General features: G+C 62.8%; 13 protein-coding genes. All 13 read right to left on the bottom strand.

Annotated features, from left to right (window positions below):
- Positions 1–5: 5 nt before the first annotated feature.
- On the bottom strand, positions 6–578 hold the full coding sequence (locus ACS5Q1_RS00610) for a HupE/UreJ family protein (protein ID WP_473096377.1): 573 nt from the start codon (positions 576–578) through the stop codon (positions 6–8).
- A 10-nt stretch (positions 579–588) separates the two neighbouring features.
- Positions 589–1212 (bottom strand): urease accessory protein UreG, encoded by a 624-nt coding sequence (ureG, locus tag ACS5Q1_RS00605; protein WP_473096376.1) that lies wholly within the window; start codon positions 1210–1212, stop codon positions 589–591.
- Positions 1209–1937 carry an urease accessory protein UreF gene (locus tag ACS5Q1_RS00600; protein WP_473096375.1) on the bottom strand — a complete coding sequence of 243 codons (729 nt, stop codon included), beginning with the start codon at positions 1935–1937 and terminating at the stop codon, positions 1209–1211. Before ACS5Q1_RS00600 ends, ureG begins: the two co-directional genes overlap by 4 nt.
- On the bottom strand, positions 1903–2376 hold the full coding sequence (locus ACS5Q1_RS00595; RefSeq protein WP_473096374.1) for an urease accessory protein UreE: 474 nt from the start codon (positions 2374–2376) through the stop codon (positions 1903–1905). Before ACS5Q1_RS00595 ends, ACS5Q1_RS00600 begins: the two co-directional genes overlap by 35 nt.
- Before the next feature lies 1 nt (position 2377).
- Positions 2378–4105 (bottom strand): urease subunit alpha, encoded by a 1728-nt coding sequence (gene ureC, locus ACS5Q1_RS00590; RefSeq protein ID WP_473096373.1) that lies wholly within the window; start codon positions 4103–4105, stop codon positions 2378–2380.
- Entirely contained in the window at positions 4105–4725 is a 621-nt protein-coding gene (locus ACS5Q1_RS00585) for an urease subunit gamma (RefSeq protein WP_473096372.1), read from the bottom strand. Before ACS5Q1_RS00585 ends, ureC begins: the two co-directional genes overlap by 1 nt.
- A 9-nt stretch (positions 4726–4734) precedes the next feature.
- Complete coding sequence (locus ACS5Q1_RS00580; RefSeq protein WP_473096371.1) at positions 4735–5448, bottom strand: urease accessory protein UreD; 714 nt, start codon at positions 5446–5448, stop codon at positions 4735–4737.
- A 115-nt stretch (positions 5449–5563) separates the two neighbouring features.
- Positions 5564–6259 (bottom strand): urea ABC transporter ATP-binding subunit UrtE, encoded by a 696-nt coding sequence (urtE, locus tag ACS5Q1_RS00575; protein ID WP_473096445.1) that lies wholly within the window; start codon positions 6257–6259, stop codon positions 5564–5566.
- 2 nt (positions 6260–6261) lie between these two features.
- Positions 6262–7014, bottom strand: a complete 753-nt coding sequence (gene urtD / locus ACS5Q1_RS00570; protein WP_473096370.1) for an urea ABC transporter ATP-binding protein UrtD — start codon at positions 7012–7014, stop codon at positions 6262–6264.
- A 3-nt stretch (positions 7015–7017) separates the two neighbouring features.
- Entirely contained in the window at positions 7018–8154 is a 1137-nt protein-coding gene (gene urtC / locus ACS5Q1_RS00565) for an urea ABC transporter permease subunit UrtC (RefSeq protein ID WP_473096369.1), read from the bottom strand.
- A complete protein-coding gene (gene urtB, locus ACS5Q1_RS00560; RefSeq protein WP_473096368.1) occupies positions 8151–9740 on the bottom strand; it encodes an urea ABC transporter permease subunit UrtB in 1590 nt (529 codons plus the stop codon). Before urtB ends, urtC begins: the two co-directional genes overlap by 4 nt.
- 68 nt (positions 9741–9808) lie before the next feature.
- On the bottom strand, positions 9809–11065 hold the full coding sequence (gene urtA, locus ACS5Q1_RS00555; protein WP_473096444.1) for an urea ABC transporter substrate-binding protein: 1257 nt from the start codon (positions 11063–11065) through the stop codon (positions 9809–9811).
- 296 nt (positions 11066–11361) lie between these two features.
- Positions 11362–12888 carry a glycogen synthase GlgA gene (glgA, locus tag ACS5Q1_RS00550; protein WP_473096367.1) on the bottom strand — a complete coding sequence of 509 codons (1527 nt, stop codon included), beginning with the start codon at positions 12886–12888 and terminating at the stop codon, positions 11362–11364.
- Positions 12889–12910: the final 22 nt, after the last annotated feature.

Raw genomic sequence — 12910 nt, 5'->3', positions numbered from 1 at the left:
ATGCGTCAGCCAAATGCGATGACGATCCCGGACATGGTCACAACCGCTCCGGTAAGCCGCATGACAGTGGTAGAGCCAGAGGTGAGAAGTCCGGCAGAAATTCCAACGCCATGCAGCATGGCCGTCGCGAGAGCAAATCCCAGACTGTAGAGAGCCGCATCGGACCCGACCGGGATCTCCGCGCCGTGAGCATAACCGTGAAACAGGGCGAAGACGCCGACGAGCGTGACTGCCGCCGGGATCGGCCATTGCCGCCCCCACGTCACAATGGCGCCCAAAACGACAATGGACATCGCGATGCCGAATTCAACGGCCGGGACCTCGATGCCGCTCAGGCCGAGAATTCCACCAACCAGCATCATGCCCACGAAGCTTGCGGGAAGCGCCCACAGAGCCCATCCTCCGAGCAAGGCCGCGAAGAGGCCGACGCTCACCATCGCAAGAACATGGTCGAGGCCTCCTAGGGGATGCGAGAACCCGGAGAGAAAGCCTGACACCACATCATGTCCTGTATGGGCCAGGGCGGGAGTGGCGACCGCTAACAACATGGCGGCAAGAACCGAGCGCTTGAACATCATGAGATCCCCCTTAGGCCGCTGAAGACAGGCCACCGGCCTGTTCGATGAATTTGGCGATGACATCGACCCCGACACCATCGCGGATATTGCTGAACACATAGGGACGCTGGCCGCGCATGCGCTTCGTGTCTTCCTCCATGATCGCAAGGTCGGCGCCCACATAAGGCGCAAGGTCGATCTTGTTGACTACGAGGAGATCCGAACGCGTGATGCCGGGACCGCCCTTGCGCGGAATCTTCTCGCCGCCAGCGACATCGATGACGTAGATCGTCAGATCCGCGAGCTCGGGCGAGAAGGTCGCAGCGAGATTGTCGCCACCGGATTCCACCAGCACGATGTCGAGCGCCGGAAAGCGCTTGCGCATCGTCGCGATGGCGGCAAGGTTGATGGAGGCGTCCTCGCGGATCGCCGTATGCGGGCAGCCGCCGGTCTCGACGCCCATGATGCGCTCGACCGGCAAGGCGCCGGCGACCGTCAGAAGACGCGCATCCTCCTTGGTGTAGATGTCGTTGGTGATCGCGCAGATGTCATAGTGCTCGCGAAAAGCCTTGCAGAGCGCTTCCATCAGCGCCGTCTTGCCGGAGCCGACCGGCCCGCCGATGCCGACGCGAAGAGGTCCCGTGTGAGAAGTCATGAGCGGAAGAGCCTCGTATATTGATTTTCGTGATGGAAGGAGCCGAGATCGGCGCGGAAGGTCGCCCCGCCGATATCGTCGAGGGAAAGCGTCATCCCCTGCCCCGCGAGGTCGCGCACAGTGCTCGCGAGCGCAGCCACGACGCGGATGCCCGCGGTCTGCCCGATGGGCGCGAGACGGATCGCGGCGGAGACCAGGGTCTGCACGAGGCCGAACAGGTAGGCCTCGGCGGTGACGCCAAGCGGAATGTCATGCGCCGCGGCAGCCATGCCGATCGCGACAGGAAACGCCACGTCGCCGTCAAGGAGGACCAGGCGCGGCGAAGGCCAGGCTGCCAGCGTCGCGTCGAGAAAGCTGCGTCCCTGCTGACTTGTTTCCAGGTAGAGCTCCGAGGACGGCGACAGGGCGAGCGCCAGTTCGTTGATCTCTTCGAGAGCTACCCGGTCTCCACCAAGCACAGCACGATAGGCGCAGCTCAGGAGAATGGCGTCGTTGCGCCCGAAACCCAAAGTGAGCAAATCAACGAGCCAGGACACCAGCGTCGCCTCATCTGTCACATCGCCTGCCTCCACCGCCCATTCGAGCGTGTGCGAATAGGCATAGCAGCCGACGGGATAACACGGTGACAGCCACGCGAAGAGCGGCAGGATCGCAGACGATCTCCCGTTCATCAGCGGATTTGCCGAGGCGTCATCCATGACCGTGCCCGTGATGGTGCCCGCCATACTCGTGATGGTGGTAGGCCCCGCGCACGGGGCGGAACGGCCGCTCGACGGTCTCGACCTTGGCACCGAGACCGATCAGCATGTCGACGAGCACATGATCATAGGCGATATAGATCGCCTCGCGCGTGATCTCTGCCGGCACGTGACGATTGCCGATATGCCAGGCAAGGGTCAGGAGATCGAGCGGGTCATCGGTGCGGATCTCGACGAGACGCTCGGGCGCCGCCTTCACCTCGACGAGCCAGCCGCTGTCGAGCCGGATCGCATCGCCGTCCTCGAGCACAGCGGCCTTGTCGAGATCGAGAAGGAAGGCGGTGCCGCCATCGGCGTTGAGCAGGATGCGGCGGCGGTGGCGATCGCCGTGGTCGAGGGTGATCACATCGACGATGCGATCCTGCTCGACCTCGTTTCGGCGAATGATGGATGTGGCGCGGATCATGTCAGAACAGGAAATAGCGTTGGGCCATGGGAAGGACTTTTGCGGGCTCGCAGACCAGTAGTTCGCCGTCTGCGCGCACGTCGTAAGTTTCGGGATCGACTTCAATCACGGGCGTGGCATCGTTGAGGATCATGTCCTTCTTGCCGATGCCGCTGCGCACGTTCTCGACGGCGACGAGCGGCTTTCGAACTCCGAGCTTCGCGGCAAGCCCGTTCTCCGTCGCCACCTTCGACACGAAGGTGAGCGACGTGGAGGCGAGAGCCTTGCCGTAAGCTCCGAACATCGGCCGATAGTGGACCGGCTGCGGCGTCGGGATCGAGGCATTGGGATCGCCCATCAGGGCTGCTGCGATGGCGCCGCCCTTGAAGACGAGGTCGGGCTTTACGCCGAAGAAGGCGGGCGTCCAGACGACGAGGTCCGCGAGCTTTCCGACCTCGACAGAACCGATATGCCTCGACACGCCGTGCGCGATGGCCGGGTTGATCGTGTATTTCGCCACGTAGCGGCGGGCGCGGAAATTGTCGTTGTCGCCGGTCTCGCCGGGAAGCGCGCCGCGCTGGACCTTCATCTTGTGCGCGGTCTGCCAGGTGCGGATGATGACCTCGCCCACGCGCCCCATGGCCTGGCTGTCGGAGGACATCATCGAAAGGGCGCCGATATCGTGCAGGATATCCTCCGCCGCGATGGTCTCCTTGCGGATGCGGCTCTCGGCGAAGGCAAGGTCCTCCGGGATCGACGGTGACAGGTGGTGGCAGACCATGAGCATGTCGAGATGCTCGTCGATGGTGTTCACCGTATAGGGCCGCGTCGGGTTGGTGGAGGACGGCAGCACGTTGGGAAGCCCCGCCACCTTGATGATGTCCGGCGCATGACCGCCGCCTGCGCCCTCCGTGTGGAAGGCATGGATTGTGCGGCCCTTGAAGGCCGCAATTGTGTCCTCGACGAAGCCGGATTCATTGAGCGTGTCGGTGTGGATCATCACCTGCACGTCATAAGCATCGGCAACCGACAGGCAGCAATCGATGGCGGCGGGCGTCGTGCCCCAATCCTCGTGCAGCTTGAGCGCGCAGGCGCCCGCCTGGATCATCTCCTCGAGAGCGCCGGGCTTCGAGGCGTTGCCCTTGCCGGTGAAGGCGAGGTTCATCGGAAAGGCGTCCGCGGCCTCGATCATGCGCGCGATGTGCCAGGGGCCGGGCGTGCAGGTGGTGGCGAAGGTGCCGGTCGCCGGCCCCGTGCCGCCGCCGAGCATGGTGGTGACGCCCGACATCAGCGCCTCTTCGATCTGCTGCGGGCAGATGAAGTGGATATGCGAGTCGAAGCCGCCGGCGGTGATGATCTTGCCTTCGCCGGCGATGATCTCCGTGCCGGGCCCGATGATGATGTCGACATTGGGCTGCACATCCGGATTGCCGGCCTTGCCGATGGCCGCGATCCGGCCGCTCCTGATGCCGATATCGGCCTTCACGATGCCCCAATGATCGAGAATGACCGCGTTGGTGATGACAGTGTCGACGGCGCCTTCCGCGCGCGTCGTCTGCGCCTGCCCCATGCCGTCGCGAATCACCTTGCCGCCGCCGAACTTCACCTCTTCGCCATAGGTGGTGAAATCCTTCTCCACCTCGATCACGAGGGACGTATCGGCAAGGCGGATGCGGTCGCCATTGGTCGGGCCAAACATGTCCGCATAGCCGGAGCGCGGCAGCGAAGCGGGCTTTCTTGCATTCGACATCAGAGCGCTCCCATCACGCCTTGGCGGAACCCGTAGACCTCGCGCTTGCCGGAGAGCGGCACCAACACCACCTCGCGCGTGGAGCCCGGCTCGAAGCGCACCGCCGTGCCGGGCGCGATGTCAAGCCGCATGCCGCGCGCCTTCTCCCGCTCGAAGGACAGGGCAGGATTGGTCTCGAAGAAATGGTAGTGGCTGCCGACCTGGATCGGCCGGTCGCCTGTGTTGGCGACTGTCAGCACGGTGCGCTCCGCGCCCATGTTGAAGACGATCTCGCCCTCCTGCGCGATCACCTCGCCAGGCACATCCTTCGAGGCCGCCCCGCGGATCGGGTGATGCACGGTGACGAGCTTGGTGCCATCCGGGAAAGTAGCCTCCACCTGCACATCATGGATCATCTCGGCGACGCCTTCCATCACCTGATCGGCGCTGACCACATGCGCGCCCGCTTCCATCAGCTCCGCAACCGAGCGACCGTCGCGCGCACCTTCCACGACCGTGTCGGTGATCAGTGCGATCGCCTCCGGATGGTTGAGCTTCACGCCGCGCTCCAGCCGGCGGCGCGCCACCATGGCGGCCATGGCAATCAGGAGCTTGTCTTTTTCACGGGGTGTGAGTTGCATGGTTCGACCCTAGCTGAGCCAGACACGCGGCAGAGGTTCGCCGCGAAAGGCAACAAGGAAAGGAATGGCCGCGGCGCGCAGCGCCTCGATCTTCGTGGCGCAGAAGCGCACGGCGAGAAGGCCGTTCCAGGCACTGGCCGCAGCATCGCAGCCTTCGATTGCCGAAAGACTGTCACGCACGGATTCGAGCCGCGCCTCCGCATCCGGCGCCACATGGATGAGAGTCGCGAAGGCGCGCGCACCCTTGCCGATGCTTGGCTTCTGCAGCAACTCCGCGATGGGGCCGTCGAGCCGCAGCCTATCGGCATAGATGAGGCGGCCGTTGCGACGGATGCGCCAGCGGTCCTCGAATAATCCGTCGGCGATACGCTCGGCCCTCGCCTCGCGCCCGAAGACGACCGCTTCGAACAACGTCAGGCGCGCATGCTCCGGCATATCGGCCGTGAGGCTCCGACGAAGGCGCGCTTTGTCGAACAGGATCGTTTCCTGCGGCAGCCAGTCGAGTCTGGCCCTGTCGTGCAACGTCAGGCTGACGTTCAATTCCGCAACCGGACCGTCCGAGCGGTACACCTTTTCCGCAGCCGGAGTCGCGACCGTCACCGAGGCGCCGGCCTGTGCCTCGATCGCCACGGAGAAGCGGTCGCCGCAGGCGATGCCGCCGGCCGTGTTGACGAGAATGGCGTCGATCCCGCTCCCCTCGCCTTTCGGGAGCCTGATCCGCATGGATCCGCTCTCCTCGATGCGAGCCGGACGCGTGCGACCACCGAGTTCCGCTGCACTGAATGCAACACGACCGACGGCTCGCTGGCGTTGTGGAGACGGGATCTGGGAGGCGCCATCAAATGGCCAAGCGCTGACGTACATCATCTCCCTCAAGAGCTGAGCGGTCGCCGTGCTGGACGATCTCGCCGCGCTCCATCACCACGAAACGGTCGGCCAGATCGCGGGCGAAGTCGAAATATTGCTCGACCAGGAGGATGGCCATATCCTTCCGTTCGCGCAAGTAAGTAATCGCCCGCCCGATATCCTTGATGATCGAGGGCTGGATGCCCTCCGTCGGCTCGTCGAGCACGAGAAGGCGCGGCCGCGTGACGAGCGCCCGCCCGATGGCAAGCTGCTGCTGCTGCCCGCCCGACAGATCGCCGCCGCGCCGGCCAAGCATGGATTTCAGCACCGGGAAGAGCTCGAAGACTTCCGCCGGAATCGTCCTCTCGCCACGCTTCAGCGGAGCAAAGCCGGTTTCCAGATTTTCCTTCACGGTGAGCAGCGGAAATATCTCGCGGCCCTGCGGCACATAGGCGATACCGAGCGCCGCCCGCTCGAAAGGCTTCAGCCGCGCGATGTCGCGGCCTTCGAAGAGGATGTTTCCGCTCGATATCGGGCGGTGCCCAGCAATGGCGCGCAGAAGCGACGTCTTGCCGACGCCGTTGCGGCCCAGCACGCAGGTGACTTCGCCGAGGGAGGCGGATACCGACACGCCGCGCAGGGCGGGAGCCGCGCCGTAATGCAGGGACAGGTTTTCGACCGCAAGCATCGTCATCGTCCCAGATAAACCTCCACCACGCGCTCGTTGGCGCTGACCGCATCGAGCGTTCCCTCTGCGAGTACCGAGCCTTCGTGAAGGCATGTGACCTTCACGTCGAGATCGCGCACGAAGGTCATGTCGTGCTCCACCACGATCACAGCCTGGGTCCTGGCGATGTCGCGCAGGAGATCGGCCGTGTCGGCGGTTTCCTGATCCGTCATGCCGGCGGCCGGCTCGTCGATCAGCAGGAGCTTCGGCTGCTGCGCCAGCAGCATGCCGATCTCGAGCCATTGCTTCTGGCCATGGGATAGTTCGCCCGCCTTGCGATGACGATGGCTCGTGAGCCGGACCCGCTCCAGCAGCGCATCGATCCGCTCGCGCTCCTGTGCCGTCCGCCGCGAGAGCAGGGTCGCGAAGGGCGAGCGGTTCTCTTTGAGGGCGAGAAGAATGTTGTCTTCTACCGTATGCATGTCGAACACGGTCGGCGTCTGGAACTTGCGGCCGATGCCGAGTTCGGCAATGGCCGCCTCGTCGAGTGCGGTCAGATCGTGCGATCCCTCGAACAGAGCGGTGCCCTCGTTCGGCCGCGTCTTGCCGGTGATCACGTCCATCATCGTCGTCTTGCCGGCACCGTTCGGCCCGATGATGGCGCGCATCTCGGCGTGATCGACGGCGAGAGACAGCGCATTCAAGGCGCGAAAGCCGTCGAACGACACAGAGACATTGTCGAGATAGAGCAATGCGGGTGTGACGGGTGCGCTCATGACTTACTCCGCCGCCTGTGAGACAGGTTCGGGCGAACCGGAGGACTTCAACCGCTGTCCAGCTTTCTCCCAGATGTCCTTCGCGGCACCGAGAATACCGCGCGGCATGAGCAGCGTGACGAACACGAAAAGACCGCCCAGTGCGAAGAGCCAGAACTCCGGCAGCATACCGGTGAACCAAGTCTTGCCCGCATTGACCAGCAGCGCGCCGATGATCGGGCCGGCGAGCGTGCCGCGTCCGCCCACCGCCACCCAGATCACGACCTCGATGGAATTGGTCGGTGCGAACTCGCTCGGATTGATGATGCCGACTTGCGGCACATAGAGCGCGCCGGCAACACCCGCCAGCATGGCCGAGAGGGTGAAGACGGCGAGCTTGTAATGCTCGACCCGGTAGCCGAGGAAGCGGGTGCGGCTTTCTGCATCGCGAACTGCCACGAGCACCTTGCCGAACTTCGACGTCACCACCCAGCGGCAGAGCAGGTAGCCGCCGGCGAGCGCCACCACTGAGAGCACGAAGAGGACGATGCGGGTGGATGACGACTGGATCGGGAAGCCCAGGATGTCCTTGAAATCGGTGAGACCGTTATTGCCGCCGAATCCCATGTCATTACGGAAGAACGCCAGCATCAGCGCGAAGGTCATGGCCTGCGTGATGATGGAGAGATAGACGCCCGTGACCCGCGAGCGGAAGGCAAACCAGCCGAATACGAAGGCGAGGATTCCCGGAACGAGCAGCACCATGAGCATGGCGAAGGGAAACCAGTCGAAGCCTTGCCAGAACCAGGGCAGTTCCTTCCAGTTCAGGAACACCATGAAATCCGGAAGGACCGGGTCGGAATAGACGCCGCGCGGCCCGATCTGGCGCATGAGATACATGCCCATGGCATAGCCGCCGAGGGCGAAGAAGGCCCCATGCCCGAGAGAAAGAATGCCGCAGAACCCCCAGATGAGATCGACCGATAGGGCGAGCAGCGCGAAAGAGATGTATTTTCCCAGAAGCGGCACCAGATGGTCCGAAAGGTGGGCCGGCGACCCCGGAGCGACGGCGACGTTGAGAACCGGAACAAGGATGGCCGCAACTGCCAGCAGGCAGAGGACAGCGATGCTCTGACGGTCGAGCACAGTTTGCTTTGTCATGCTTCGACCGCCCTGCCTTTGAGCGCGAAGAGACCGCGCGGACGCCTTTGGATGAAGAGGATGATCGCGATGAGCAGCACGATCTTGCCGAGCACGGCACCGGCATAGGGCTCGAGCAGCTTGTTCGCGATGCCGAGCGTCATGGCGCCGACGAGCGTTCCCCAGAGATTGCCGACCCCGCCGAACACGACAATCATGAAGCTGTCGATGATGTAGCCCTGCCCGAGATTGGGACTGACATTGTCGATCTGCGACAGGGCAACGCCTGCAATGCCGGCGACGCCCGAGCCGAGGCCGAAGGCGAGCGCGTCGATCCGATTGGTGCGAATGCCCATGGAGCCCGCCATGCGCCGGTTCTGCGTGACCGCGCGCACGAACAGGCCGAGCGACGTATAGCGCAGCACGAGGAGCAGGATGGCGAAGACGGAAAAGGCGAAGATCACGATGGCGATGCGGTTATAGGTGAGGCTCAGCCCCCCGATCTCCAGCGCGCCGCTCATCCAGGCCGGCGTCCCAACCTCGCGGTTGGTGGGGCCGAAGATCGTGCGCACGCCCTGCTGCAGAATGAGAGAAATGCCCCAGGTGGCAAGAAGCGTCTCGAGAGGTCGCCCATACAGGAATCGGATGACCGTGCGCTCGATCAGGATGCCGATCAGGCCGGCAATGAGGAAGGCCAGCGGCAAGGCGATGAAGAGCGAGGCGCCGAACAGGTAAGGCGCCTGCGTGCGGATCAATTCCTGCACGATGAAGGTCGTATAGGCTCCGATCATCACCATTTCTCCATGCGCCATGTTGATGACGCCCATGGTGCCGAAGGTGATCGAGAGACCGATGGCCGCAAGCAGGAGGACCGAGCCGAGGGAGACACCGTACCAGACATTCTGGACGGCATTCCAAAGAGCGAGCCTGCTGCGGATGCCTTCCGCTGCTTTCGCCGCCGCTTCGCTGATATCGGCCGGCGTGCCGCTCGGCAGGTTCGAAAGAAGCGCCAGGGCGTCCTGATTGCCGTGGGCCTTCAAGGTTTCGATAGCGGAAAGCTTCTCTGGAGTGGAAGCGTCTGCTTTGTTGAGAAGAATTGCGGCGCGCGCGTTTTCGAGCGCTCCCTTCACATTGCCGTCTCCTTCCTTCGCAATGGCCTGCTCGAGCGTCGGCAGGGCAGCGGCATCGCGCGAGCGGAAGACGGCGCGGGCCGCATCGAGGCGGGTTCCCGCATCCGGGCTGAGCAGGGTCATGCTGCCGAGCGCGGCTTCGATGGCGCGACGGACGCGGTTGTTGAGGCGCACGGGCTTGGTGCCTGCGGCAGGTTCGGCGGCCTGGCCGATTGCTGCATCGACGGACTCGCCGTCGGCATCGCGGATATAGACCTTCCCGCCAGCGACCATCAGCCGCCCGTCGCGCAGAGCCTCGACAAGCTTCAGGGACAGGGGATGACCACTGCCGGCGACAGCGCCGATGGCGGCCTCAGTATCGGAATAGCTGTCGGCGGTAAGTTTCGGCAATGCGTCTTCGTAGGGTCCGGCCACAGCGGCGGACGCCATGCCGACCAGCAGAACGAATGCCTGCAGAATGCTGCGCAAGCGTGCCATGCAATCAACTTCGAACGGAGGAGAAGGCGAGGACGGCTTCTTGAGCCGCCCTCGTTTTCGTCAGGCGATCAGGCGCCGCACTTCTTCGTGACGGTGTTGTAGTTGCCGCACTTGAGGTCCTTCCAGTCGGCAATCAGGTCTTTCGAACCGTCGAGATACTTGGACCAGGCATCGCCGGGAACGAGCGCGTCGGTCTGCGACACGGTCTCGAACTGCCCGTCGTCCTTGATCTCGCCGATGAGAACCGGCTTGGTGATGTGGTGATTGGCGAGCATTTTCGAAGTGCCGCCGGTCAGGTTCGGAACCTCGACGCCGACGATGGCATCGATCACCTTGTCAGGATCGGTCGAGCCTGCCTTCTCCACGGCCTTCACCCACATGTTGAAGCCGATCACGTGCGCTTCCATGGGATCGTTGGTGACGCGCTTCGGGTTCTTTGTGAAGGTCTTCCACTTCTCGATAAAGGCCTTGTTCTCGGGCGTGTCGACGGACTGGAAGTAGTTCCAGGCAGCCAAGTGGCCGACGAGGGGCTTGGTATCGATGCCGGCGAGCTCTTCCTCACCGACCGAGAAGGCCACGACAGGAATATCCGTCGCTTTCACGCCCTGGTTGGCAAGCTCCTTGTAGAAGGGAACGTTGGCGTCGCCGTTGATGGTGGAGACCACGGCGGTCTTCTTGCCGGAGGCTCCAAACTTCTTGATGTCGGCCACGATCGTCTGCCAGTCGGAATGACCGAACGGCGTATAGTTGATCATGATGTCCTCGGCCTTCACGCCTTTTGCCTTGAGATAGGCCTCGAGGATCTTGTTGGTCGTGCGCGGATAGACGTAGTCGGTGCCGGCGAGAACCCAGCGCTCGACCTTCTCTTCCTTGGCGAGATATTCGACGGCCGGAATGGCCTGCTGATTCGGCGCCGCGCCCGTATAGAACACATTGCGCTCGCTCTCCTCGCCCTCATATTGGACGGGATAGAAGAGAACGCTGTTGAGTTCCTTGAACACCGGCAGCACGGACTTGCGCGACACGGATGTCCAACAGCCGAAAACGGCGGAAACCTTGTTCTGGCTGATCAGCTCGCGCGCCTTCTCGGCGAAGAGCGGCCAGTTGGAGGCCGGATCGACCACAACGGCTTCGAGCTTCTTGCCGAGCAGGCCGCCCTTCTTGTTCTGCTCCTCGATGAGCATCAGCATGACGTCCTTCAGCGTCGTCTCGCTGATTGCCATCGTGCCCGACAGGGAGTGCAAAACGCCGATCTTGATCGTCTCCTGCGCTTGCGCCGTTCCCATCACAGCGCCGGAAACGAGCGCGGCAGAGGCCAGCGCCATCAGGTGTCTGCGGGTCATCTTCAACATCGATATAAGTCCTCTCCCTTGGCTGCCCTGTTTCAGGTGCAACGTCAGGGCATTAAGCAAGAACCATGCCAGTTGGGATCAGCCCTTTGGTGTCAGATCGCGGGGAATTTCATGCAAGCCGTGACAGGAATACGGTCACATGACATTTGCCCGAAAAAGCAGCACAGGCTTAAGAATAAGGCTGCGACATTGTGGCGACGGCGTCCATTCATCGGGCGCTTTGGACGAAAAATGAGCTGCAGATCGTCCAGCCCATTCTTAGGAAGCAATTATGCGAGAGCCGTCCGACAAGCGCGTTCGTAGACCTCCTGATAACGGGACGCAGATCGACCCCAACCCTGAGGCCTGCTCATGGCGGCCTTTCGCATCGCTGTGAGACGGGATCGCGAGTGGAAGGTATCGAGACCTCTTCGAATGGCATCCATGAAGCGGTTGAGCGAGGGTTCGCCGAACAGGAAACCGTTGACACCATCCTCGATCGTATCCGCAAGCCCGCCCGTCCTGTGCGCAATCGGCAGCGAACCGAAGCGCTGCGCATACATCTGGCTCAGGCCACAGGGTTCGAAGCGCGAGGGCATGAGCAGGAAATCGCTGCCCGCATACATGCGTCGCGCGGCTCCCTCGTCATAACCGATCTTCACGCCGACGGAACCGGGATATCGGTTTGCGAGCACCTGCAGCTCGGCTTCGAAGCGAGGTTCGCCCTGGCCGATGACGGCGATCTGCCCGCCCTGCGAAACAATGGTCTCTGCGGCCGAGATGGCAAGGTCGACACCCTTTTGATGGACAAGGCGGGACACCACGGCAAAAAGAGGCCCCTTCGATAGTGCAAGCCCGAAATTCTTGCGCACATTGTCGGCGTTGGCGCGCTTGCCCCGGCAATTCTTCGCAGAGAATGGGCTGACCAGATAGGGATCTGTGGTCGGATCCCAACTCTCGTCGATGCCGTTGATAATGCCGTCAAGGCGCCCCTGTTCTGCACGAGTTCGGAGCAGGCCATCGAGACCGCAGCCATATTCGGGGCGCGTGATCTCGCGGGCATAGGTCGAACTGACCGTCGTGATATGGGACGAGTAGTAGATCCCTGCTTTCAGGAAGGAGAGCTTTTCATGAAATTCGACGCCATTGATCTGGAAAGCAGAATCGGGAATTCCGAGAAGAGACAGGCGGTTGCGGTCGAAGATCCCCTGATAGGCAAGGTTATGAATGGTCAGGATGGTCGGGACAGGCTGCCCGCGCCAGGCAAGATAAGCCGATGCGAGCCCTGACGGCCAATCGTTAAGATGAAGAAGATCGGCGCGCCACAGATCATCACCATGGCCGCAGGCGATATCGGCGGCTGCAAGTCCGAGACGCGCGAAGCGGATGTCATTGTCGCTCCAATCCACACCGAAGCGGTCGACATAAGGCGAACCGTCGCGGTCATACAGCTCGGGACATAGCAGAACGTAAACCGTCAGGCCATCATGCGTCGTGCTGCGGCCCAAGCCACAGGCCGGAATACCGAAGGAGGCAGGTAGCCGTGCGATCTCTTCCATGGGGCCGATCTGCGACAGCACCTGACGATAGCCCGGGATGAGAACACGCACATCATAATAGCGGCGCAGCTCCCGCGGAAGCGCAGCAGAAACCTCACCAAGGCCACCGGCCTTGATGTAATCGGCAATCTCGGATGTGACGAAAAGGATGGACTGTCGTCGCTTGGCGGAAAAGGACGGCCGGCTTGTGTCCTGCAATTCGGCACGCATCACCGTCGGGAAAGCCGCACTGGCTTCCAGGCAAGATGTTTCCAGCATGTTCGCTCAGCGGCGCGATCCC

The organism is Microvirga sp. GN3 (assembly GCF_055792825.1).
This window is presented reverse-complemented; position numbering and strand designations above follow the sequence as displayed.